The sequence below is a fragment of the Komagataeibacter xylinus NBRC 15237 genome (assembly GCF_001571345.1).
Classification (GTDB): Bacteria; Pseudomonadota; Alphaproteobacteria; order Acetobacterales; family Acetobacteraceae; genus Komagataeibacter; species Komagataeibacter xylinus.
The window spans coordinates 1-24,200 of record NZ_BCTP01000005.1; the positions used below are offsets into that span (position 1 = coordinate 1).

Annotated in this window: 21 protein-coding genes; 17 read left to right on the top strand and 4 right to left on the bottom strand. The window is 59.5% G+C overall.

Going from position 1 to position 24,200, the window contains the following annotated elements; all coding sequences use genetic code 11:
- From GXY01S_RS03105 to GXY01S_RS03155, 10 genes are all read left to right on the top strand, one after another.
- Nucleotides 1-283, top strand: a 283-nt coding sequence (locus GXY01S_RS03105) for a TonB-dependent receptor domain-containing protein (protein WP_156470285.1), incomplete at its 5' end; no start/stop codon positions are given.
- Nucleotides 284-412: 129 nt separating this feature from the next.
- The gene (locus tag GXY01S_RS03110) at nt 413-1,759 is read left to right on the top strand and encodes an APC family permease (RefSeq protein ID WP_061271933.1); all 1,347 of its coding nucleotides are present in this window, start codon (nt 413-415) and stop codon (nt 1,757-1,759) included.
- The gene (locus GXY01S_RS16920) at nt 1,756-3,072 is read left to right on the top strand and encodes an aspartate aminotransferase family protein (protein WP_082770700.1); all 1,317 of its coding nucleotides are present in this window, start codon (nt 1,756-1,758) and stop codon (nt 3,070-3,072) included. The genes GXY01S_RS03110 and GXY01S_RS16920 overlap by 4 nt, the downstream gene beginning before the upstream one ends.
- A 2-nt stretch (nt 3,073-3,074) precedes the next feature.
- A complete protein-coding gene (locus GXY01S_RS03125; RefSeq protein ID WP_061271936.1) occupies nt 3,075-3,767 on the top strand; it encodes an isochorismatase family cysteine hydrolase in 693 nt (230 codons plus the stop codon).
- Between the two features lie 3 nt (nt 3,768-3,770).
- Nucleotides 3,771-5,069, top strand: a complete 1,299-nt coding sequence (locus GXY01S_RS03130) for a type I glutamate--ammonia ligase (protein ID WP_061271937.1) — start codon at nt 3,771-3,773, stop codon at nt 5,067-5,069.
- A 23-nt stretch (nt 5,070-5,092) separates the two neighbouring features.
- Nucleotides 5,093-5,869 carry an N-formylglutamate amidohydrolase gene (locus tag GXY01S_RS03135; RefSeq protein WP_082770701.1) on the top strand — a complete coding sequence of 259 codons (777 nt, stop codon included), beginning with the start codon at nt 5,093-5,095 and terminating at the stop codon, nt 5,867-5,869.
- 574 nt (nt 5,870-6,443) lie between these two features.
- Complete coding sequence (locus GXY01S_RS03140) at nt 6,444-7,829, top strand: NCS1 family nucleobase:cation symporter-1 (RefSeq protein ID WP_255210352.1); 1,386 nt, start codon at nt 6,444-6,446, stop codon at nt 7,827-7,829.
- A gap of 284 nt (nt 7,830-8,113) precedes the next feature.
- Entirely contained in the window at nt 8,114-9,058 is a 945-nt protein-coding gene (gene msrP / locus GXY01S_RS03145; RefSeq protein ID WP_061271940.1) for a protein-methionine-sulfoxide reductase catalytic subunit MsrP, read from the top strand.
- 1 nt (nt 9,059) lies between these two features.
- On the top strand, nt 9,060-9,692 hold the full coding sequence (gene msrQ, locus GXY01S_RS03150) for a protein-methionine-sulfoxide reductase heme-binding subunit MsrQ (protein WP_061271941.1): 633 nt from the start codon (nt 9,060-9,062) through the stop codon (nt 9,690-9,692).
- Nucleotides 9,693-9,757: 65 nt separating this feature from the next.
- Nucleotides 9,758-10,405, top strand: a complete 648-nt coding sequence (locus GXY01S_RS03155; protein ID WP_061271942.1) for a hypothetical protein — start codon at nt 9,758-9,760, stop codon at nt 10,403-10,405.
- Nucleotides 10,406-10,413: 8 nt separating this feature from the next.
- Here the strand turns inward: GXY01S_RS03155 and GXY01S_RS03160 are convergent, their stop codons facing one another.
- Nucleotides 10,414-11,373 carry a helix-turn-helix domain-containing protein gene (locus GXY01S_RS03160; RefSeq protein ID WP_061271943.1) on the bottom strand — a complete coding sequence of 320 codons (960 nt, stop codon included), beginning with the start codon at nt 11,371-11,373 and terminating at the stop codon, nt 10,414-10,416.
- Nucleotides 11,374-11,587: 214 nt separating this feature from the next.
- On the opposite strand from GXY01S_RS03160, the gene GXY01S_RS03165 reads away from it, so the two are divergent.
- The 6 genes from GXY01S_RS03165 to GXY01S_RS03190 all read left to right on the top strand — a co-directional run bounded on the left by GXY01S_RS03165 (nt 11,588) and on the right by GXY01S_RS03190 (nt 19,212).
- Nucleotides 11,588-12,553, top strand: a complete 966-nt coding sequence (locus GXY01S_RS03165; RefSeq protein ID WP_061271944.1) for a thiamine pyrophosphate-dependent dehydrogenase E1 component subunit alpha — start codon at nt 11,588-11,590, stop codon at nt 12,551-12,553.
- A 30-nt stretch (nt 12,554-12,583) separates the two neighbouring features.
- Nucleotides 12,584-13,612 carry an alpha-ketoacid dehydrogenase subunit beta gene (locus tag GXY01S_RS03170; RefSeq protein ID WP_061271945.1) on the top strand — a complete coding sequence of 343 codons (1,029 nt, stop codon included), beginning with the start codon at nt 12,584-12,586 and terminating at the stop codon, nt 13,610-13,612.
- Between the two features lies 1 nt (nt 13,613).
- A complete protein-coding gene (locus GXY01S_RS03175) occupies nt 13,614-14,756 on the top strand; it encodes an acetoin dehydrogenase dihydrolipoyllysine-residue acetyltransferase subunit (protein WP_061271946.1) in 1,143 nt (380 codons plus the stop codon).
- A 328-nt stretch (nt 14,757-15,084) separates the two neighbouring features.
- Entirely contained in the window at nt 15,085-16,554 is a 1,470-nt protein-coding gene (xylB, locus tag GXY01S_RS03180) for a xylulokinase (RefSeq protein ID WP_061271947.1), read from the top strand.
- A 97-nt stretch (nt 16,555-16,651) separates the two neighbouring features.
- Nucleotides 16,652-17,788, top strand: a complete 1,137-nt coding sequence (locus GXY01S_RS03185) for an L-dopachrome tautomerase-related protein (protein ID WP_061271948.1) — start codon at nt 16,652-16,654, stop codon at nt 17,786-17,788.
- Nucleotides 17,789-17,844: 56 nt separating this feature from the next.
- Nucleotides 17,845-19,212, top strand: coding sequence for a sugar porter family MFS transporter (locus tag GXY01S_RS03190; RefSeq protein ID WP_061271949.1), 1,368 nt, complete (start codon nt 17,845-17,847; stop codon nt 19,210-19,212).
- Between the two features lie 68 nt (nt 19,213-19,280).
- Here GXY01S_RS03190 and GXY01S_RS03195 read toward each other — a convergent pair whose 3' ends face one another.
- Together GXY01S_RS03195 and GXY01S_RS03200 are read right to left on the bottom strand one after the other, a co-directional pair.
- Nucleotides 19,281-20,663 carry an FAD/NAD(P)-binding protein gene (locus GXY01S_RS03195; RefSeq protein ID WP_061271950.1) on the bottom strand — a complete coding sequence of 461 codons (1,383 nt, stop codon included), beginning with the start codon at nt 20,661-20,663 and terminating at the stop codon, nt 19,281-19,283.
- A 44-nt stretch (nt 20,664-20,707) separates the two neighbouring features.
- On the bottom strand, nt 20,708-21,865 hold the full coding sequence (locus GXY01S_RS03200) for a DegT/DnrJ/EryC1/StrS family aminotransferase (RefSeq protein ID WP_242501243.1): 1,158 nt from the start codon (nt 21,863-21,865) through the stop codon (nt 20,708-20,710).
- A gap of 330 nt (nt 21,866-22,195) precedes the next feature.
- On the opposite strand from GXY01S_RS03200, the gene GXY01S_RS03205 reads away from it, so the two are divergent.
- A complete protein-coding gene (locus tag GXY01S_RS03205; protein ID WP_242501244.1) occupies nt 22,196-23,107 on the top strand; it encodes a hypothetical protein in 912 nt (303 codons plus the stop codon).
- Between the two features lie 186 nt (nt 23,108-23,293).
- On the opposite strand, the gene rfbD is transcribed toward GXY01S_RS03205, so the two are convergent.
- The gene (gene rfbD / locus GXY01S_RS03210; protein WP_061271952.1) at nt 23,294-24,172 is read right to left on the bottom strand and encodes a dTDP-4-dehydrorhamnose reductase; all 879 of its coding nucleotides are present in this window, start codon (nt 24,170-24,172) and stop codon (nt 23,294-23,296) included.
- Nucleotides 24,173-24,200: the final 28 nt, after the last annotated feature.

Consider the following 24,200-nt stretch of genomic DNA (forward strand, 5'->3'; position numbering starts at 1 on the left):
AAGTGCTACGTTTAGCGCGAATTATATGTCCAGGCGTGCGCTATCATATACCAATGATCTTTATGTGCCGTCTTACTGGCTTGCTAATCTGTCTGCCACATACAAGTTCGGGAAGGTCGGATTTGCCAAAAATCTGGAAGTGAATTTCGGCGTCTATAACTTGTTTAATACAGTATATATTGGTGGAATGGGTATGATGGGCTATCCTGTTTCAGGGTATTACCCGACATTGTTTATCGGTGCGCCACGTCAATACTTCGGAACGGTCAAGGCGCATTTCTGATAATGGGGGGCATTTTAGGAACTTATACGAAAAATAAAGTATAAAATGGTCATGCATGCTCTGGTAACCATAGTCACGATCCGGATGCCGTGCACCGGGGTATGTCGGCAGCGTAAGGTAGTGGCATAAATGAATATTTCCGAGAAACGAAAACTTGGCATTGTCCAGCTTGTTGCCATCTCCCTTGCGCTTGTTGGCCCGACCCTGGTGCTTGCCGCAAACGTACAGGCCATTGTCAGTGTAACTGACTGGCCAATCTGGTCGGTCTTTTTTATCGGTGCAGGCTCAATTGCATTGGTGGCATATAGTATATCCCGGCTTATTGGCGCGTTGGGCACGGGGGCAAGCGCCTATCACATCACCACGGTTGCTCTCGGGCGGCACTGGGGGCGCTGCGTGGGGTTCTCGCTCTGTGGCGCTTATATGTTTTTTGCACTGGCCACCCCGTCTGCAACCATCGGTTTCCTTGAGGATCTGCTCCATGCGCCGGTCTTTGAGGAACCGTTATGGAGGTCTCTGCTCGGGTTTGGTCTCGTCTGCCTTGCGGGTGGGATCGTGAGCCTGAGCAGCAGGCGGGTCAGTTGGGTCCTGCTTGCCATAGAAGGCGGCGGGATCATGCTGATGTTCGTATTGTGTGGCGCTATTGTCTTTGTTCGGCCATCCGGGCCGCCAGCAGTTACGGCCACGGCGATGCACACGCACCATATTTCTGGCCTGGTGGCTGGAGTTGTGGTGGCTTTCTTGTCATGGGCCGGGTTTGAGAGTTGCCTGTCGGTTCATGCAGGCGGGGAAGGCGCAACACGGCGGACGCTACTTTCACTTTATGGCAACATCCTTATTACATCGATCCTGTTCATAGCCGTGTCATGGATCATACAGCGCGGTTTTGCCGACCGTCTTGGTGGAAATCCGTTTCTTGCCCAGACACAGAATACCCTCAGCGCGTTGGCTGGTGCCTATGTTTCGGTCTGGTGTGCCATTGGGTTTGGCGTGGCCGCGATCTGTTCGGCTTTTGCCTGTCTCATGGCATCGCTGACAGCCGCAGGCAATATTGCCGCGTCTTTATTCGCGGAGGAAGGGCGTCGGGTGAACTGCAACATCGTTGTGTTCCTGTTCATTGCCCTCAGCCAGATCATTATTCCGTGGGTTCCTCATATGCCGCGATCTCCTGTAGCATTGTACGGGCTTTTCGGGGCCGCGGCCGCAGTCTGTATCATGGTGTCTTACCAGATGATACAGATTGCATTCATACGCGCATTAATACGGGGTCTAGTCAAAGGCCCCAGGATTGAACTGATCGTGCCGGTCGTGTGCATGGTCATCATATGCGTCGTGCTTGTGACCAATTTACTGCAAAGCGAGGCTGGCCTTCTGTCCACCCTGATGGGCGCCGCATGGTGTTCTGTCGGGTTTTTACTGGGTGGATATGGTTATGTGTCCGGTACCCTCGGCCAGGAAAAGGGGCTGTGTAAATGAATGCTTCGGATTTATTATACGCACGTGACATGCAGGCTGTGGCTGGAATTGAAAAACTCCGTTTCTTTCCATTAGCCCTGCAAAGCGGAAGCGGCGTATGGCTGGTTGAGGAAGGTGGCCGGAAGCTGCTGGATCTGACCTCAACCTGGACTGCGGCAGGGCTGGGACATGGTCATCCGCGCATTACCGCAGCAATCTGTCGTGCAGCCCAGGCCCCCGCAGGTGCCGGGGGGCTGTCAGCCGTGCATCGTGATTCCGTGGGGCTGGCGGAAGAGCTGCTGGCCCTGACTCCGGGCACGGGAGAGCGGCGGGTCTATCTGGGCCACGCGGGTTCGGATGCAAATGATGTCGTTCTTCGTGCGTGCCGTCATGCAACAGGTAGACGGCGTATCCTTGCATTCCGGCATGGTTATCATGGCGGTATTGGCACCGCGATGCGCGTATCGGGCGTGCAGATTGATGCAGGTGTCCAGGCGGACCCGGATCTTTATCTCGCCCGTTATCCCAATGTCGTTCATCCGCATGCCGGCCCTGATGCGACACCCGAGGCTGAACGGGATGCATCCTTGCTGGAGGTGGAACGCGAACTTGCGCGTGGCGATATTGCCTGCCTTATGGTTGAGCCCATTTTGTCAGATGGTGGCCTGATCATACCGCCGGTCGGTTTTCTGGCCGGATTGCAGGCATTATGTCGGCGATACGGGGTAATGCTTGCCTGTGATGAGGTGAAGGTTGGTTTGTGCCGTCCCGGCACGATGCACGCCTTCGAAGCTGACCACATCGTGCCGGATATTGTCACTTTCGGTAAAGTGCTTGGTGGGGGATTGCCGCTATCGGCAGCAGTAGGCCCGCGCGAAATCCTTGATGGACCACCAGCAGCAGCATTGCTGACAACGGCTGGCAATCCGATCTGTACTGCCGCTGGGCGCGAGGTACTGCGTGTGCTGGTGGAAGAAGATATGGCAGCACGTTCAAAACAGGCCGGGGAAAGGCTGATCAAGGCTTTACGTCAGGCTACGCAGCATATGGAAAGGGTAGGCAATATACGCGGGCAGGGGCTGGCGATTGGTCTTGAACTGCTGGATGGCGAGGGAAAACCGGATCGCCAACTGGCGCAGATGGTCGTGTACCGCGCATGGGAACTGGGTGTCGTGTTGTTTTATGTGGGCGGGCATGTACTCGAAATTACGCCCCCCATGACAATCAGCGAGTGCGAGATCGAACTGGCAGCGGATACACTCTATAACGCCATCAGAGATTCCCTCTCGGGAGTTGTTAATTATGACCATGTTTGTCGATTTTCAGGATGGTAAAAATGTACAATAATGAAATAACAACACGCGAATGCCCTATATTGCTTCACAAAACGGCAATTTTATTTGTTGATGCGCAAAAATATAATTGTACCCGTGAAGGAAAGCAATATTCCGGACTGGATGCCACGGAGTTTGAGCGCAGATATGGTTATTTCTTTCGCAGGCTTGAAGGCGAGGTTATCAATAATTGGGCTGCACTGGCGCAATGCGCGCGTGAAATAGGCATGGAAACGACATTCACGGTGATTGAAAGCCTGACCAGGGATGGGCGTGACCGCAGTCTGGATTATAAGATTTCAGGGTTTAATATTCCTAAAAATTCCCGCGATGGCCAGGTGATTGATGCGATAGAACCCCTGGATGATGAAATGGTATTCAAGAAAAGTTCATCTTCAGTGTTCATATCAACTAATATAAATTATATTTTTAACAATATGGGAATAAAATCCGTCATTCTGGCTGGTGTGCTGACAGATCAGTGTATTGATTCTGCTGCCCGGGATGCATGTGACCTGGGCTATCTTGTAACAATCGTAACCGATGCCTGCGCCACCCATACACAGGACCGGCATGACTGGTCCTTGAAAAATAATCGGGGCTATGCCCGTCAGGTTACAACAGCTGACCTGCTGCGTGAAATGAAGGCTGTATACGCAGCCGGTCATGACAAAATGGGCAGGGATGAAAAGTAGGCCATGCATTCTGACAAACTGATATTTGCCGCGACCTGCGATCTCGCAGGCCTGGTGCGGGGCAAGGCGTTCCCTGCTACTGATCTTGCCAAGCGGTCTGTGACAGGTGTGGGGTATGCATACAGCAATATCATGCTTTCTCCCTTCGGGCCGATTTACAAAACCCCTTTTGGTACACAGGGTGATCTGAAACTGGTTCCCGATCCCCAAACGCGCGCGCATATTCCCGGCGAGCACGGGATGAGCAATACCCTGATGCTGGGTGACATCTGTCATACTGAAGATGGATCTGCCTGGGAGTGCTGTCCCCGGGCGTTCCTGAAACGGGCATTGGCACAGTTGGAGGCGGAATATGGACTCTGCCTGCGTGCTGCTTTTGAGCAGGAGTTCATCTATACTGGTGTAGAGGAAGGGGCTTCGGCAAGTTACACATTCGATCTGTACCGACGATCTGGTCCGCTCGGGGCAGATATTCTCGCGGCCCTGGAAGGAGCCGGTATCGTGCCTGATTCCTTTCTGCCCGAAGCCGGTGACCGGCAGTTTGAAGTGACAGTCAAGCCGCACGATGGTCTCGCTGTTGCCGATCAGGCCGTTATATTACGCGAAATCATTCGTGGTTGCGCGGCGAAAAACGGATACAGGGCCAGCCTCAGCCCGGTTGTGAGTGTTGAGGGCATGGGCAACGGCACGCATGTTCATTTCAGTTTTGTAGACAGGGCCGGCAACCCGCAGACATATGATCCAGATGGCTTTTGGGGCCTGAGTGCATTTGCCGCATCGTTCCTTGCGGGCGTGGTGGAACATATGCCTGCCCTGACAGCGCTCACAACGCCCAGCGTTGCGTCCTATTATCGGCTCAGACCTGGAAAATGGGCGCCCACATGGGCGAATGTCGGTTTCAGGGACCGGGGTGCATCCTTGCGGATATGTCCTACTTTTTCACAGGATTCCCGTGAAATAGCCAAACAGTATAATATTGAATATCGCGTTGCTGATGCGACTGCCAGTCCGTATCTTGCCCTTGGCTGTATTGTGTATGCAGGCCTTGAAGGCGTGCGTAAAAAACGCGCCCTCCTGCAGCACCCTCAAGGTAATGACGCCCGGTTACAGACTGCCGGCATCAAACGTCTGCCAACGTCATTGGGTGCGGCCCTTGATTGCCTGGAAAAAGATACGTGTGCCCATGACTGGTTCGGCAGTACGTTTTTAAATGCATATGTTATGTTCAAACGATCCGAGATTGAAGCATTAGATGGATTTTCAGAAAAAGAAATCTGTGATCGTTATATGAGCGTCTATTAAATATATACTAGAGGATAACATTCATGATTCGTGATACTGAACCTTCGCCGCCCATATTCATAAATTCGGCTGATATGGGAGAATTTGTAATCATCGTGGATCATGCAGGCAATAGGGTGCCAGCCTCGCTGCATAACCTCGGTCTGGACCCCGAACACCTCAAGCAGCATGTGGGGTGGGATATCGGTGCGTTATCCGTTGCCAGACGGGTGGCAGACCGGTTGAAAAGCCCATTGATTGCGCAGGCATACTCGCGCCTTGTCATTGATTGCAATCGCCTGCCCGGTTCTGCGGAGTCCATTCTGGAGGTCAGTGAAATCTATGAAATTCCGGGTAATTATGGCCTGAATTCCGCAGAGCGACGGTTGCGCGAGGAAACGTTCCTGATCCCTTATCATGATATTATTGAAAATTGTCTCGACACACGTGCCAGGCTGGGCCTGGAGACTATTATACTGTCAATTCATAGTTTTACGCCAGTATATAATGGCGTAAAGAGAGATATGGATATTGGTATATTATGGGGGGATGATAGCAGGTTTTCATCCATTGTTCTTGAATGCCTGCGTGATGTATTGGGAGAAAAAAGGGTGGCGGGTAATGCCCCGTATCAGGTTGACATGGAAAAAGATTACACAATTCCAATACATGCGGAGGGCCGTAATATCCCATACGTTGAATTCGAAATACGACAGGATTTGATAGGTGATGAAAAGTCTATAAAATATTGGGCTGATCATATAGTGGAAGCCGTTCTGGCAGCAAAGAATATATACGACCATAAATATGGTAAAAAATAAATAACTTAATATTATTATTTAGGTTTTAATATATCCGGCCAGAAGGGCAGCTGCATCCATAAGTGGCGTGCCAAAGCGTTTTTGTATGTATGCCGGGAGGCGGCATTACCCTGCTGCTGACAGGAACGCGATCCATCTCGTGCCGATCGGCAGAGGCGAAGAACTTCTTTCTTGCGTGCCCATCGGCATGGATGTGTTTTTTGGTGAGAAAAGGCTCCATGCCTGCCACGCCCCCCGTGGCTGGTTCCGTAATGCCATTGGAGCCGTGAACCTGTTGCGCATGAGTAATATGTCAGCCAATATGGGCGTGCTATAAAACATGGATATTGGATATGCTGACGGTTATTTTTGCCTGTCCGGGCATGTCAGGATTGTCCTGCCGTGTCTGCCATAACGTGCTGTTGCAGTCGGCAGTGCCATCAGGCAGGGCGCGCCCGATAGGGAATTATCGGACGACCGACCCATGACAAGAGAATATTCATCCCGGGGCGCAAGTTAAATGAAACAACGAGTATCTAACCAGCACGATAATTTCAGATACGACCCTCTTCTGTATAATGCCGACCTTGCCCCCATGCCCGCCGCCCGCAGGGATTGGAACTGGTTCAACATGGCGACCGTATGGATGGGTATGGTGCATAATGTCGTGGCTTATGAAGCCGCGGCAGGGCTCATGGCCATCGGCTTTTCGGCATTACAGTGCCTTTATATTATTGGCACGGCCTATTTGGCACTATGTGTGGCCATGTGGTTCAATGCCCGCTCCGGCACGCGCTATGGCATTCCCTTCTGTGTCATCATCCGTTCTTCCTTCGGGCCACGAGGGGCCATGCTCCCGATCGGCCTGCGGGCCATATGCGCCATTTTCTGGTTTTCCGTGCAGGCCTATGCGGCATCACAGGCCCTCAATGCCATCCTCTCCACCCTGTGGCCGGGCTGGGCCGATCTTGACCAGCACATTGCCGGGCAATCCATACAGATGTGGCTGGCAATGGCCATGATGTGGGCCTTGCATGGCGTAATCGGTGCCCATGGCGTTCACCGCATCCGCAATTTTGAGTTATATGCCGGTCCCCTCGTTCTGATTGTGGCCGGGGTGGCATCGGGGTGGGCCATATATGTCTGCCATGGTGTTGGCCCCTTGTTTGACCAGCCCTCACAGTTACATGGTACGACATTGTGGCTGAAATTCGGGGCGGCCGTGACAAGCATTATCGGGATATGGGCGTCTTATGCCGTCAATATTCCCGATCTTTCGCGCTTTGTCCGTTCACAGCGCGATCAGGTGATCGGTCAGGCCATCGGCCTGCCGCTCACGGCCATTCTGTTTACGCCCATGAGCATTCTCATTACATCAGCCACGGTGGTGCAGTTCGGATATCCGATATGGAACCCTGTCGATATCCTGATCAAAATCAACAATCCCGCGCTCACGCTTGCCGGGGGGGCCACGATCATTATCGCGGCGCTTTCCGTCAACGTAGCGGGTAATATCATGCCGGCGGCCTATGATCTGCTGAGTATCTTCCCGCGTCAGTTTGATTTCAACCGTGGCAGCAAGATGGTCCTGTTCCTGGGGATCGGCGCCGTGCCCTGGCTGTGGTTTGACCATCCCGAAAACATTTATATGGTCCTGAATATCATAGCGAGCACGCTTGCGCCCATTACCGGCATCATGCTGGCCGATTATTATTTTATCCGGCACCAGAAATTGCAATTGAACTTGCTGTATGTTTTTTCCGGTCCTTATTATGGCCAGAACGGGTGGCGTATGTCGGCTGTTGCCGCCATGCTGATTACCCTGTTTTTTCTTTACGGTGCACAGGTGTTCCATATGTCTGCAGTGATCAGTTCCATGTCCTGGTTTGTAGGGGTGGCGCTGTCCGGACTGATATATGCACTTCTCAACGACAAAACTGAAATGCCGGATACCGGGCAGGAAGGAGGAGAAGCTGGCTGACTGCGCTGCCTGTCAGGCACCGTTCGGGTGCGATCCGCACGGCGATTGCTGGTGCAAAAAGCAACCGCCGGTGCATCCCGTGCCCATGCAGGCCGGGGCCACCTGCCTGTGCCCGTCCTGCCTTGAAAAACATGCAGGCCCCGTAACGCCCCGTCCGTGCCCGGAGCAGGACTGAAGGCGGCAGGCTGACCCTGTCCTGCAGGCCGTCTTGCGGATAGGTGGGATACCGCGCAGGGTGCGATGCGTTTGACGTGTTGCAAACACATACAGGGGGAGAGGTCTGCATGGCCCGATGGTCTTATCCGCGTCCGTCATCAAGCGAGATTACGCCGCGCGGGGTCTGGCTGTCGCGGCGCAGCCTGCTGGCCGGGGCCACGCTGGGCATGGCGGTCGGCGCGGGGCCGCGCGCCTTTGCCGCGGCCCTGCATACCCGGCCCGGCCCCTTTCAGGCGGCGGAAAAACCAACCCCGCTGGAAGATGTGACCCATTACAACAATTTCTATGAATTCGGTCTGGACAAGACCGATCCTTCAACCCGTTCCGGGCAGTTCAGGCCGCGCCCATGGACCGTATCGGTCGAAGGGCTGGTGGCCCGTCCGCGCGTGTGGGACATTGATGCGCTGATCGCGGCCCTGCCACTTGAGGAGCGGCTGTACCGCATGCGCTGTGTCGAGGCGTGGTCGATGGTCATCCCGTGGGATGGTTTTCCGCTGGCCAGCCTCCTGGCCTTGGCCGAACCTCTGGGCAGCGCGCGCTACGTGGCGTTTGAATCGGTCGTGCGCCCCGCCGAGATGCCGGGCCAGACCGGCGGGCTCGACAGCCTGGCCTGGCCGTATGTGGAAGGGTTGCGGCTTGATGAAGCCATGAACCCGCTCACCCTGCTGGCCGTGGGCCTGTATGGCGAGACCTTGCCCAACCAGAACGGCGCGCCGCTCAGGCTGGTCGTGCCGTGGAAGTATGGCTTCAAGGGCATCAAGTCCATTACCCGCATCCGGCTGGTGGAAAAGATGCCGCCCACGACATGGAACCAGATGAACCCCGCCGAGTATGGCTTCTTCGCCAACGTCAACCCCGAGGTGGACCATCCGCGCTGGAGCCAGGCTTCGGAGCGGGTGATCGGCGCGGGCGGATTTTTTGGCGGCGGGCGCAAGAAAACCCTCATGTTCAACGGCTATGGCGCACAGGTGGCCGGGCTGTATGGCACCATGAACCTGCGCAGCTTTTACTAGCATGCCGCGCCTGACCGGAGCGGGGCGCACCCGCACGCTGCTGCCGTGGCGTGGCGAGACAATGGTGCTGATGGCGGTAGGGCTGCTGCCTGCAGCACTCTATTTCTGGTATGGCGCACATGACAGGCTGGGGCCGGACCCGGTCAATGTGTTCGAGCGGTGGCTGGGGTTGTGGGCGGTGCGCTTCCTGCTTGCGGCATTGCTGGTCACGCCATTGCGGGTGGTGAGTGGCATCAGCCTGCTGCGCTACCGGCGCACGCTGGGGCTGCTGGCCTTCTGGTATGCGCTGATGCATGTGAGCGTTTACGTGGCGCTCGACCAGCAGGGCAACCTGGCCGTGCTGTGGCATGACATCACGCGCAGGCCCTTTCTCATGCTGGGGTTTGCGGCCTTCATGCTGCTGCTGCCCCTCGCACTCACGTCAAATAACTGGTCCATTCGCAGGCTGGGGCGGCGCTGGGGCAGGCTGCACCGGCTGGTCTATGGCGTGGCCGTGCTGGTTGCAGTGCATTTCTTGCTGGCGTTCAAGACCTATAACGCCACCAGCGTCAGCTACGCGGCGGCCCTGATGGCCATGGTGGTGTGGCGGGCCGTGTCAGTAGCCCGTGCCCGCATGGGGCGTGCAGGACCATAGGGCTGTGGACCCTGATATCAGGATGATCGCCCTGACGCCGAGCCTGATATAGGAACATTAACCCAATGATACTTGATGACCTGCTGGCCGAAGGCGAAAACCTGCGCCGCCCGTGCTTTACGCTCAGTGTGGAAGGTAAAGGCGACATTGCCGGATACTGGCGCGGCGAACGCCCCGATTATACCCCTCCGGCGCTGCGGCGGCATGTCATGACGCTCGACAGCCAGTTGCTCGTGCAGATGGGCATGCCCATGGGCTATGCCAGCATCGGCTTTAGCGAGGTGGAGGATGAGAGGTTGTACAACGTGCTGCGCTCACAGCAGCCAGTCACGGCACTGGGCTGTACCGGCCAGCCGCTTTATGCCACGGCCGACACGTCTTTCCCGCCCCTTGAGGCAGTCTGCCTTTATGGCAGTGAAAAAGTGGCGGCATGGCTCGAAAGTCTCGGGCTGCAACGGCATGAATACACGCGCGCGGCCCTTACCCCATTGGGTAGGGCTTATGACGATGCCTATGCCGAACGGTGCGACCTGTTCCGCGACAATGTCGATGCTATTGTGGGCGGATGGCACCAGTCCTGGCCCGAGGATGATTTTTACATGCCGCTGGAAATGCGGCGCGCGGTGCTGACCCTGCGCGAGGCCGAGCCATGGTATGAACTGTGGCAGGCCACCGGTGGGCCGAATTTCAACGTGTGTGAACGGATTACCTGAAGGGCGGCTCAGGGCCGCATGCCCGCCCGTGTGCCATCAAGGACGCGCAGCTTGCGGTGCAGGGTCGAGCGGCTGATGCCCAGCATCCTTGCCGCCACGGCCACCTTGCCGCCCGCGCTGGCAAGGGTGGTGCGGATGGCCATGGCCTGGGCCTCGCGCAGGGGCGAGTGCTGCGCGGTTTCCTCCAGCAGGCACAGGCTGACATCGCCCGCAGGCGGCAGGCCCATCTGCACGCGCGCGGCGTGGCTCGCGCCCACCACATGCCGCTCGCGGTTGAGCGCCATCATGGGCACGGACGCCGATGCCCCCTGCGGCGGCCCGAGCAGCATGATGGTATGGCCACGATACAGGTCCATGAAGAAAGCCTGCTCGATCTGGCGCGCGGCCTGCAACAGGCTTGAGGCGATGAGTGCGCCAAGGCTGCCATCGGGCGAGGGGCGGTAGGAACTGGCATTGAGCGCGCCCGCCATGCGCCCCGTCGCGTCATAGACCGGCGTTGCAATGCCGGTCAGCCCGTGCAGGAAACTGCGCCAGTGTTCATTGCGGTGCACGTTGATGCTGCGCTGTTCGGCAAGGCAGGTGCCAATGCCGTTGGTGCCTGCATGGCGCTCGTGCCACACGGCGCCGGGCCACAGGTTCCACCGGCGGCAGCCACGTTGCAGCGCGCCCGCCACGTTATGCGCCAGCACCACCCCATCCGTATCAGCCAGCAGGGCGGTGTAGCCTACGGGTTCAAGCGCATGGTGCAGCCGCTCCATTTCCGGCCCCGCAAAATACAGCATGCGGCCTGCGTGCTGGCAGGCATGGCGCAGCTCCATGCCGGACAGCACATCGGGCAGCGCGGGCGTGCCGGGGTCGAGCGCGTAGTCATGCTGGCAGCGCCGCCAGGAGGCTTCAAGCCCTGTGCCGATTACGGAAAGGGCAGGCCGGGCAGGGAAGGCGGGCGGAAAACCGGAACCATGCGGCATGTTGTCTCTTTGCCAGGTGGGGAGGGGTGGCGGCTAAACACGCGGCCACATGGCGCGGTTTCGCGACACTTCGTACCACCGCCGTCACATGGGCGTGAAGCACCGGGGCCGCATGCTTGCGTATATGGTGGCCTTGCGTGTGTGCTGCCCACAGCCCGGTTGCGTGCCGCATGGCATGCGCGACTGGACCAGGCAAGAAACAGGGAAAAGACCCATGCAAATAGCGCGTGAAACGCTGCTGCGCTCGTATCGGGCGATGCGGACCATCCGGATGTTTGAAGAGCGTCTGCATGTCGAATTTGCAACCGGCGAGATACCCGGCTTCGTGCATCTGTATTGCGGCGAGGAAGCCTCCGCCGTGGGCGTGTGCGCCAACCTGACCGATAACGACACCATTGCCAGCACCCATCGCGGCCACGGCCACTGCATCGCCAAGGGCGTGGAAGTGGCGGGCATGATGGCCGAGATCTATGGCCGCAGCACCGGCGTTTGCCGGGGCAAGGGTGGCTCCATGCATATTGCCGATCTGGCCTGTGGCATGCTGGGCGCAAACGGCATCGTGGGCGGCGGGCCGCCGCTGATCTGCGGGGCCGCCCTCTCGCACAAGACCCTGCGTGATGGCGGGGTTGCGGTGGCGTTCTATGGCGATGGCGCCTCGAATGAAGGCACCACGCTCGAGAGCCTCAACCTTGCCTCGGTCTGGCAGCTTCCCGCCGTGTTCGTGGTGGAAGACAACGGCTATGGCGAGGCCACGGCGGCCTCCTTTGCCTGTGCGGGCACCCAGAAGGCGCGGGCGGCGGGTTTTGGCATGCCGTATATCGAATGTGATGGCTCGGATTACTTTGCCGTGCACGAGGCAGCGGGCGAGGCCATTGCCCATGCCCGCGCGGGCAAGGGGCCGGTCATGCTGCATGTGCACCTGCAGCGCTGGTATGGCCATTTTGAAGGTGATGCCATGACCTATCGCGCGCCCAATGAAGTGGCCGAGGCCAAGCGTGACCATGACTGCCTCAAGCTGTTCCGCGAGCGCGTGACACAGGCGGGCCTGTTCGAGGACAGCGTGCTCGATGAGGTCGATGCGGCCGTCACCGACGAGATCGAGGCCGCCGTGCTGCAGGCCAAGGATGCCCCACTGCCCCAGTCAGCCGACCTGCTGGCCGATGTGTATGTGCGTTACTGACCCCACCCCACGGCACCAAGGAGACGACCAATGAGCAAGAAAAGCTTCCGGCAGGCGATCAATGAGGCCCTGCGCCAGGAAATGCGCCGTGACCCCACCGTCATCCTGATGGGCGAGGACGTGGCCGGCGGCCGTGGCGGCTCGGCTGGCACGCAAGATGCCTGGGGCGGCGTGCTGGGTGTGACCAAGGGACTGTATGAGGAGTTTGGCGAGACCCGCGTGCTCGACACCCCCATTACCGAGGCCTCCTATATCGGTGCCGCGGCGGGCGCTGCCGTGACCGGCCTGCGCCCGGTGGCGGAACTGATGTTTGTCGATTTCGTGGGCTGCTGCCTTGACCAGATCATGAACCAGGCTGCCAAGTTCCGTTACATGTTTGGCGGCAAGGCGCGCACGCCGCTGGTCATCCGGGCCATGTACGGCGCGGGCTTCAATGCCGCTGCCCAGCACAGCCAGGCGCTGTATCCGCTGTTTACGCATATTCCGGGGCTGAAGGTGGTTATCCCGTCCTCCCCCTACGAGGCCAAGGGCCTGCTCATTTCGGCCATACGCGATGATGATCCGGTCATCTTCCTTGAAAACAAGGTGATGTATGACGTGGAAGAAGAGGTGCCCGATGAGCCCTACGCCATCCCCTTCGGCGAGGCCAACCTCACGCGCGAGGGCGATGACGTGACCATCGTGGCCTTTGGCCGCATGGTGGGCATGGCCAACGAGGCCGCCGACCGGCTGGCCAAAAAGGGCATAGGCTGCACGGTCATTGACCCGCGCACCACATCGCCGCTGGACAGCGAGACCATACTGGACTGCGTGGCCGATACCGGCAGGCTGGTCATTGTTGATGAATCCAGCCCGCGCTGCAACATGGCCACCGATATTGCAGCCCTGGTGGCGGAGCAGGCGTTTGATAGCCTGCGCGCGCCCATCCGCCGCGTGGTGCCACCGCACACGCCGGTGCCCTTCGCCACCGTGCTGGAAACGCTGTACCTGCCCAGCGTTGAAAAGATCGAGGCCGCCGTCACCGCGACCATGAACCACCGCGTAACGGAGAAAGTGTGACATGACCCCCGACATCACCCCCATCACCATGCCCAAATTCGGCCTTGCCATGACGGAGGGCAAGATTGCGGGCTGGCTGGTCGAACCCGGCACGCAGGTCACGGCTGGCGAGGAACTGGTCGATATCGAGACCAGCAAGATCACCAACACCTTCGAAAGCCCGGTCGCTGGCCTGCTGCGCCGCCATGTGGCCGCCAATGGCGAGATGCTGCCCGTGGGCGCGCTGATTGGCATCGTGGCCGATGCAGCGGTGGCGGATGCGGATATTGATGCGTTCATCACCCGCTTCCAGGCCGATTTTGCCGCCGCTTCCGATCAGGCTGACGGGGCGGAGGCCGCTGATGAGCCGGTAATGATGCAGGTGGGCGCGCACAGCCTGCGCGTGCATGACCGGGGGACGGGCGACGGCACGCCGCTTGTGCTCATTCACGGTTTTGGTGGCGACCTCAAGAACTGGATGCTCAATCACGCGGCCCTCGCGCACGGGCGGCGCGTCATTGCGTTCGACCTGCCGGGGCATGGCGGCTCGTCAAAGGACGTGGGGCCCGGCACGCTGGCGTTCTTTGCCGATGTCACGGCGCAACTGCTGGCGCATCTCGATCTTTCGCGCGTGCATGTGATGGGCCATTCGCTGGGCGGCGGCATTGCGCTGACACTGGCATGCACCCAGCCCGCGCTTGTGGCGTCACTGACCCTCATTGCCCCTGCCGGGCTGGGGCCACAGATCAACATGGATTTCATCAACGGCTTCATCGAGGCCGACTGTGTGCGCGGCGTGCAGGACGTGCTGAAATACCTGGTGCATGACAAGGCGCTGATCGGGCGGCGCATGGCCGATGACGTGCTGCGCTACAAGCGGCTGGACGGGGCGGAGGCTGCCTTGCGCAAGGTGGCGGCAGCGTGTTTTCCGGATGGAAAGCAGGGCGATGACCTGCGTTTCGTGCTTGCGAGCGCCGACATGCCCGTGACCCTGATCTGGGGGCAGGCGGATGAAATCCTGCCGGTGGCACAGGCTGATGGCCTGCCGGGCAGCGTGATCCGCCACATCCTGCCCGCCATCGGGCATATGCCGCAGCTTGAAAGTGCGACGGCAGTCAATGAGGTTGTGGAAGCCTTTATCGGGCATGAGGTGGCGACCGCGTAACGCCTGTATGGGCAACGGGAATGCCGCCTTTAAAAAAGGCGGCGCCCGAAAACTTTTACTTTATTCAGGAACTTTTTCTGAACCATATTTATGGTGCAAATCCTGAAAATTTTTTGGTGAAGCTTTTTTTTTAAAGCTTCATGGACCATCAGGTCCGGGCACGTTCCTTTTCAGCAGCAATATTCTGTCCTGCCGTGTTCCGGTCACCATAAGGTGTCCATCCGGTGCTTGCCACAAGGCAGGCAGTATGTCTTGAGTAAAGTCCTGAACAAGCAGAAAACAGCAATGCCGCGACTGCACTGCCAGTTGTGGCACGGGAATAACAATAATGTTTGTCGGACTGGATCTGGGTACATCATCTCTCAAGGCCGTGCTGGTCGATGACCGGCAGCAGGTTGTTGCCAGCCATGCCCACCCCCTGCGCGTCACATCCCCCCAGCCGGGCTGGAGCGAGCAGGCCCCGCAGGACTGGTGGGAGGCGCTGCTGCTCACCATGGATGCGTTGGCGGCGGCAAACCCGCGCGAGATGGCGCAGGTGGTGGGCATTGGCCTGTCGGGCCAGCAGCACGGTGCGGTGCTGCTGGGCGCTGATGGCGGCGTGCTGCGACCGTGTATTTTATGGAATGACCTGCGCAGCGTTGCGCAATGCGCTGAATTCGAGCGCCGTTTTCCCTACAGCCGGCAGGTGTGTGGCAATATCGCCATGCCCGGCTTTACTGCGCTCAAGCTGATCTGGGTGGCGGAACATGAGCCTGAAGTGTTTGCCGCCACCCGCCACGTGCTGCTGCCCAAGGCCTGGCTGCGCTACCGCATGACCGGCGAGATGATTGATGACATGTCGGATGCCGCCGGTTCGCTGTGGCTCGATGTGGGGGGGCGGTGCTGGTCGGATGCGGCGCTGGCGGCAACCGGCCTTGGCCGTGACGCCATGCCCGCAGTGGTCGAGGGCACGGCGCGGGCGGGCCTGCTCCATGCCGATCTGGCCCGGCGCTGGGGCATGAAGGACCGCCCCGTGCTGGCAGGCGGCGCAGGCGACAATGCCGCCGGTGCCGTGGGGTTGGGGGCTGTGCAGGCGGGGTCGTCCTTCCTGTCGCTGGGCACGTCGGGCGTGCTGTGGGTGACGACCGACCGGTTTCGCCCGCACCCGCAGGGCGGCATCCATGCCTTCTGCCATGCCGTGCCTGCTACGTGGCACCAGATGGGGGTTACCCTTTCCGCCGCGTCCTCGCTGGCGTGGTGGGCGCGCGTTACCGGCATGACGGAAACGGCCCTGCTGGCCGAACTGCCGCCCGAGATCACACGGCCTTCGCCGGTCATGTTCCTCCCCTATCTGTCGGGCGAGCGCACGCCGCATAATGACGGGCAGATCCGTGGCGGGTTTGCCGGGCTGTCGGATGCCACCACGCGGGCAGAGATGACGCAGGCCGTGCTTGAAGGCGTTGCCTTCTCGTTTCGCGATGTGGTCGATGCGCTGGCCGATGCGGGGTCCGAGCTGCACGATGCGGATGTGATTGGCGGTGGCTCGCACAGCCGCCTGTGGGTCTCGATCCTTGCCAATGTTACCGGCCTTGCGCTGCACCGCCTGGCGCATGGGGCGCAGGGCGGGGCCTTTGGCGCGGCGCGTCTGGCCCGAATTGCTGTAACGGATGAGGCGGTCAGCGCAGTATGCCAGCCGCCGCAGCGTGAAGAGACGCTCGTGCCCGATGCGGGCATGGCCCAGGCCTACGCAGCCCCGCTGGCCCGCTACCGCGCGCTCTATCCCGCCCTGCGCGGGGCGATGGCCGCATGCCCCGCCTGAAAGTAAAGGCGGGGCAGGGTGTGGAAAAAGATGGTTATGACCGTATGGCGATCATGTTAGGCATGTCGGGCAAGAATAAGGAAATGGATAGAGTTTGATGAAAACACGCCTGTTCTCCCGCCTTTTCCACCATTATGCCTGCGGGGCTGCGCTGCTGGCCCTTCTCGCACCCCTTGGCGCCCATGCCAGGGATAGCGTGGACCATGGTGCTGCGCCGAGTGGCAACATAACCGTGGTGGCCCGGTTTGCCGACATGCAGCCCTCCGGCATTGCAGCCCTGCCCGATGGGCGGCTGGTCATTGCCTTCCCCCGCAGTGCGGCTGACCACAAGGGGCCGCGCCTTGGCCAGTTGGTCAAGGGCAAGGCCGTCGCTTTCCCTGATGAGGCGACACAGGCGCGTTTCATTTCTCCCCTTGGCATGACGGTGGATACAGCGGGCCACCTGTGGATCGTGGATGAAGGCACCGTGGCCGGGCAGGCAGCGCCCGCCACCCCGGCGCTGATCGGGCTGGATCCCAGGAGCGGCCAGATCATCGCCACCATCGCGCTCGGCCCGGACGCCGGCGCCACGCGCACGGACAGCCACGTCAACGACGTGCGCGTGGACCTGACGCATGGCGAGAAGGGCACCGCCTTCATCAGCGATACCTCGCAGATGGATCACCCGGCCATCATCGTGGTCGATATTGCCACCGGCCATGCCCGCCGCGTGCTTGAAAACGCGCCCTCCGTCCGTGCCGAGACCGGGTTTGCCATGGAACTCGATGGCAAAATGCTGCGTTATGACATGGTGCATCCGGCCATGGGGCAGGGCGGGATCGATGGTGTTACGCTGAGCACGGATTCCAGCACGCTGTACTGGCAGCCCCTGTCCAGCCGCAGGCTGTACAGCGCGCCCACCGCGCTCCTGGCCAACCCTGCCACCAAGCCCGCGCAGCTTGAACACGCCGTGCGCGATGAAGGGGAGGACGCCGTAGTGGATGGCATGGCGACCGGACCGGACAATTCCCTCTACCTGACCGATATCGAACGCCACGCCGTACTGCGCCGCCTGCCTGACGGGCAGCTTTCGGTCGTGGCCCATGACCCGCGCCTGATCGCGCCCGATGGCCTCACCATCAAGGATAACGCGCTGTGGCTGACCGTGGGCCAGTGGGGGCGGCTGCCCGTGTTCCATGATGGGCACGACATGGAAGAGCGCCCCTGGCTGGTGGTGAAGATACCGATGCAATAACCCCGGGCGCGCCGCCGCCCCGCCCTGACCCGGCGCAGCTGAAAGAACGCATAATAATGGCGCATCACAGTCAAACGGTTTCCGGCTCCGGCATTGTCAACCTGATTGCAGGCGTGGCCGCGACCGGCGGCCTTCTGTTCGGGTATGACACCGGCATCATTTCAGCCGCCCTGCTGCAGATTACCCCGGCCTTTGCCTTGGGCACGCTCGGACAGCAGGTGGTGACCTCGGCCATCGTGGCCGGGGCGCTGGCGGGGTGCCTGATGGCGGCCCCGCTATCGGACCGGCTGGGGCGGCGCTACATGATCATGTTCGCAGCCCTTGTCTTTATTGTCGGCACGCTGGTGGCGTCGTTTGCGCCAGGCGTGGGGGTGCTGGTTGCAGCGCGCTTCATCCTGGGGCTGGCCGTGGGCATGTGCTCGCAGATCGTGCCGGTCTATATCGCGGAAATTGCCCCGCGTGAAAAACGCGGCCAGATGGTGGTGCTGTTCCAGCTTGCCGTTGTGACCGGCATTCTGGTCTCGTTTATCGTGGGCTATGTGTTCCGCGCGCAGTCGTGGCGGCTCATGTTCGGGCTGGGGATCATTCCGGCGGTGATCCTGCTCGGCGGCATGTCGCTCCTGCCGCGCAGCCCGCGCTGGCTGGCCATGAAGGGCAAGCTGGAAAGCGCGTTCGACGTGCTGCAGCGCCTGCGGCGTGACCCGGTGGCCGCGCGCGCGGAACTCGATGCCATCGTGGCCATGCATGATGAGCAGGCCCCGTGGTCGGCCCTGCTGCAACCCTGGGTGCGGCCCGCGGTCGTGGCATCCGTGGGTGTGGCGCTGTTCTGCCAGATTACCGGCATCAATGCGGTGCTGTATTACGCGCCCACCATTTTTGCAGGCGTGGGGTTTGGCGAGGGTTCGGCGCTGCTGACCTCGATCGCCATTGGCGTGGCCATGGTCATTTCCACGGCTTTCGGCAGTTGGGCGGTCGATGCGTGGGGGCGGCGCAAACTGCTGCTGCGGCTGGTGCCCGGCGCTGCCGTCTCGCTCATGGTGCTGGGCGCAATGTTTGCGCAAGGCGCGACGCATGGAATCAATACATGGATCACGGCGGCGGCGGTGGTCTGTTACGCCATTTTCAACGTAGGCAGCCTGTCGGTGGCGATCTGGCTGGTGGGTGCTGAGGTCTATCCGCTTTCATGCCGCAGCAAGGGCATGAGCCTTGTGGCCGCGACCCACTGGACGGCGGACCTGCTGATCTCGCTTACCACGCTCTCTTTGGTGCAGGCGCTGGGTGCTGCGGGCACGTTCTGGATGTATGCCGGGCTGAACGTGCTGGCCTTTGTGTTCATCTGGCGTTACGTGCCCGAAACCCGGGGGCGCTCGCTTGAGGAAATCGAGACCGCGCTCAAGGCGGGTGCTTTCGACCGGTTGCGCTGAACCTGAAGTATAGAAGTTTTTTGGTGTCGCCTTTTTTCAAAAAGGCGACGTCTTTTGAAGCTTTTATTTTAAAGATGCACATGCCCACGCGCGAGGTCGAACGGACGTGCAGGAATGGGCGATGAACGCGCACGGGCCGAGAAGGGCAGGATTTGCGTCAGGATCCGCTCGCCAATGGCGTTCTGCCACAGCCACAGGCTGTTGACCTGCCCGCGGAAGCTGGCTTCCCCCCCCATGGCCCCCGATGGCCTGAAGCCCGAGGCCAGGCCAATGCCAAACAGACCGGGAATTTCGTGCCCTGCCTGATCGAGAACGCCACAGTTCGGCCCGGTCAGGGCACCGTGGGGTTCATCTACCGCAAGGGCGACAGGCTGCCCGCTGGTGTTGTGCACGCGCACGCGGCGCGGGCTGTAACCGAGGCAGGCGATGATGGCATCGGAATGATCCAGAATGTGCTGTATTCGCGCTGTATTATCCGGTGTCATTTGCAGTGCGTGCAGGCGCGGCTCGGGTGCTGCGCCTGCAATGCCGAGCAGGCGCATGGCCAGGGTGCGCGAATCATAACGCAGGCCACCAAAGCGATGCACGAACTGGCTGACCGGACAAATGTCGCCATCGTTGAAATCGGCATAGCCGTCGGCTTTTGCTTCCTCCGCCGTGCGGTAGAACAGCTTGAGCCGGGACTGGTGCAGAAGTGTGAGGTGCCCCGGGGCGATGCGCTCGCCCATGTCGCGCAAGATGACATTGGCCGATGACAGGGCGCTGCTGGCGCCGCCAATGATGGTGATCCTGGGTTTTTCGCATCCCGCCAGCATGGCGCGCAGCGTGTGCATGCCTTCGGGGGCCAGCAGGGCATCGGATTGCACGATACGCCCTTTGTAACGCGGCAGCAGGGGGCGGCCGGCCACGTTCTCGGTATACAGGCGCGCCTGGGGCTGGCAGGCACCAAGGGCCAGAACCACCTTGCCCGCAACAACCTGCTGGCTGTGTGCCCCGCGGGTTGTGGCAAGATCGGCCAGCCAGCCGCCATCGTCCTGGCGGGTCAGGGTTTCAAGCCGCCAGCCGGTGAGCAGGCGGGAGGCGGGATGGGCTGCGATGAGTTCGGTCAGCACATGGCCCACCACATCAAGAAAATCCGCCACGATGCGCAGCGGCAGGGGCTGCCTGCCCTGGCTGCGGATCATTTCCACCAGGGGGTGGTGGGTCAGGCGGGCCAGTTCCGGCACGGGGTTGGCTGTAATCGCATCGACAAAGGTTTCGGCAGCACTGTCGGAATTGATGACATAGCGCCCCAGCATGCCGGAGCCGATCGTGCTGCCCTGTTCAACCAGGGTCACGCCTGCATCAAGGAGGTGGGGCAACTGGCCGATGCGCGAGGCGGCAAGCAGGATGGCGATGCCCGCGGGGCCGCCGCCAGCAATGAGGATGGGCGTTGTCGCGTGGGTGGACATGAGGCATGGGTCCGTTATCCGTGGTTGGAGGGAACGACGGGGGCTCAGGCTATCTGGGCATGGCAGGCAGCCCTGAATTCGCGGCACACGTAATGCACCATTTCAGGGGTCATTTCATGCCATAGCGGCAGCGACACGATGGATGAGGCCAGGGCTTCAGTCGCACTCAGGTCACCCGCCACACTATTGGCGGCGAAATAGCTCTGCTCATGCAGATGGGGCGAAAAATAGGTGGAGGTGCCAATGCGCTTTTGCTTCATGCGTTCCAGTATCGCGCGGCGGTGCGGGGCGTACTGCGCGGGCAGGCGCACGGGCAGGAACTGATAGGCGGTGCGCGTGCCGCGCTGGCGCTGGAACGTGAACTCGGGCAGCAGGTCGTAATACAGTCGTTCTATGCTGCATTTTTTCTCGACCACGGCATCAAGCTGCTCCAGCCCCGACAGGGCCAGCAGCGCACCGATTTCAGGCAGCTTGGAATTGAGGCCGGGCATGGTGGCATGGCGGACCTGGCCAAAACCGAAATTGCCCATGGCCCGCAGGGCGTCGATCATCTCGGGATTATTGGCGTAGATGAAACCGCCTTCGCCAATGCCCATTGTTTTTGTTGCGTGCAATGAACAGATAATGGCATGCGGCGAGCCCTGGCCAAAGCCATGGCCTTGCCCGTCGCGCGCGCCAAGTGAGGCTGCGGCATCAATCACCACGGGAATGCCGGTGCGCCTTTCAAGGTCCGTATAGTATGCCATGTCGGTTACATTACCGAAGGTGGCGTAGGGAAATATTGCGGCAATCTGGTTTTTGTACTGGTGCAGGAGCGCCTGTTCCGCATCATGCGATGCCATCCAGTCATCAGGGTCGATATCACACAAAAGCGGCACGAAGCCCGCCCACAGCACGGCATGCGCTGCCGCGGCAAATGTGAAGGATGGCATGATGATATAGCGCTGTCGCTCAGGGCTGGTGTGGCGTGTTGCGTATTTGAGCGCCATCATGAGGCCGATGGTAGCGTTGCACACCGTCACGCACTGGCCCACGCCACCGAACATCTGCTCGACGAGGCGTTTTTCGAACTTCTGGTTGATCGGGCCATAATTGGTATAGATGCCCGAGTTTTCCAGGGCGATGACGCTCTCGGATAACTGGCTGATCTTCGGAATGTTGGAACGGATGAACGATATTTCCGGGAGCGACATTTCTGTCATTTTTTACATTCCGATTCACTGAATTCGGTGAGTAGCGCAAGTATTGCCCTGATTGCAGCGCCCGGATGCCATCTGTCCCCAGAGCGCCTGTAAAATTACATAACATGTACATTTTTAACGCGCACAGAGGCATATTGTTTACCACACGTTTAAGTGATCGCATGTGCGGTGTAAGTATACGATAAATGAAAGAGAAAATAAAAATTCATGCACCGAAAAAAAATGGCCAGTGTTTTTCCCTATAGGATATATTCATAAAAAACGGAAAAACCAAAATATCCTTCGGTCAATTTAGGTCATAATGCCAATGAACCAGGGAACGCGACCGACATGAATGCTGCACGAACATGCGCTATTGTACTGAAAACCTATGCTTGGGACAGTTTCGTGCAGCGCCAGTTGCAGCGCCTGCAGGCCACTTTTCCCGATACGGACATCTTCATTTCCATTGATGAGACAAACGGCTTTGCAGGCAATATTCCCCACCCCAACGTGTTGCGCACCTGCAATGCCGATATGGTGGAAGCAGGGTTTGCCAACCGTTTTGAAAAAGGCAGCCTGTTGTGGTGGAATGCCGACTACACCCACTATCAGGTCCAGGCCTGCATTCCCGGTTATGCGTATTATCTGTTTGTTGAATACGACGCCTGCATTGGGGGCAACGGCAACCGCCTGCTCGCTGACATGATTGCCGATGAGGCTGATTTCGTGGCCCACCCGATTACGGCTGACCTGTCATGGTACTGGACGGCGTTTCATACCGGGATCTATCCTGATGGGCAGTTGCGTGCTTCCCTTAACTGTATTTCCTTTTTTTCCCGCCGTGCACTCGTGCATCTTGCCGCGCGGCGGCGCGCCATGTCGGCGCCGGGTGAGGGGCTCAAATTCTGGCCGCTTGGCGAGGCCTTCGTGGCATCGGAAATAGAAAAGGCCGGATTTAATTTCGTGCCGCTTGGCCGGTATGGCGATGTCTCGCGCTATACGTGGTTCCCGCCCATTCTCGAGGCTGATCTGGTGCTGCCTGCGGGCGGGCATACGTTCTTGCACCCGGTTCTGGACCAGAAGCGCTATGTTGCCAGCCTGCTGCGGCAGACGCATTTCGTGCGGCATTATTTCATGCCCGGTAGCCATTTGCGGCGCGAACTCAGGCGCTTTCCCGGTATGGTTTCACGCAGGCAGCTTTATCGCGCGGCCTGCACGCGTGCGGCCCAGAGGCTGCATATAGCCCGTGGTGGCCTGTAGTTTTTCCTGAATATATAAGAATTTTCCGGGTGTCGTCTTTTTGAAAAAAGGCGATCTTTTATAAGAGACTGTTTGAAAGTTTAGCTCAGAAAAAATTCCGAAATCATAAGGAAGTTTTTGGTGAAGCTTTTTCCAAAAGCTTCGAAGAATGCCACCTTTCTGGAAAAAGGTGGCACCCCAAAACTGTTATCCCTGCTTCATGATCTCGCCCACAACCCGGTCCACCTCCGGTGCCCACGGGCCGGGGGCGCAGCCAAAGACCTGTTTGAGGCGCGTGCAGTCCAGCCTTGCATCGGGTGGCCTGCGGGCCGGTGTGGGCCAGTCCGCCGTGGTGATCGGCTCGATCTCGGGCAGCGGGTTGCCACGGCGGGCGGCAGCCGTAATGGCGGTGCGGGCCAGTTCGTACCAGCTTGCAGCCCCTTCGCCCACGGCATGGAAAATACCGCCATATTCAGCTTTCCAGCCGTTTTCCTCAATGCGGGCGATGATCCTGAAAATGACATCGGCCAGCTGGTCGGCGCTGGTCGGGTTGCCGATCTGGTCGCTCACCACGCGCAGCACCGGGCGCTGGGCGGCGGCATTGACCATGGTGCGCACGAAATTACGGTTATAGGGCGAATAGACCCAGGCCGTGCGCAGGATGATGCTGCCGGGGTGGGCCGCGAGCACGGCCTGCTCGCCTTCCGCCTTGGTGCGGCCATAGACCGAGCGCGGGTCGACCGGGTCGGTCTCGAGATAGGGGCTGCCCTTGTCGCCGCTGAAAACGTAGTCGGTCGAGATGTGGATGAAGGGAATGCCCCGTTCATGGCACAAGGCGGCCAGATGGGCAGGGCCAGTATTATTGGCGCGTTCGGCTTCCGCCTCATGGGTCTCGGCGGCGTCAACGGCGGTCCAGGCGGCGGCGTTGACAACAATGGAGGGGGTTGCCGCGCGGAAGGCGGCATCAATCGTGTCAGGCCGTTCAAAATCAAAACCGGGGCGGCCCGTCCGTTTTACATTGCCTTGGGCGGCAAGGGCGCTGGCAAGCTGGCCGCTACCACCGGTGACCAGGATCGATTTCTGCATTGTGAGCATGTTCTTCTTACGGGAGGAA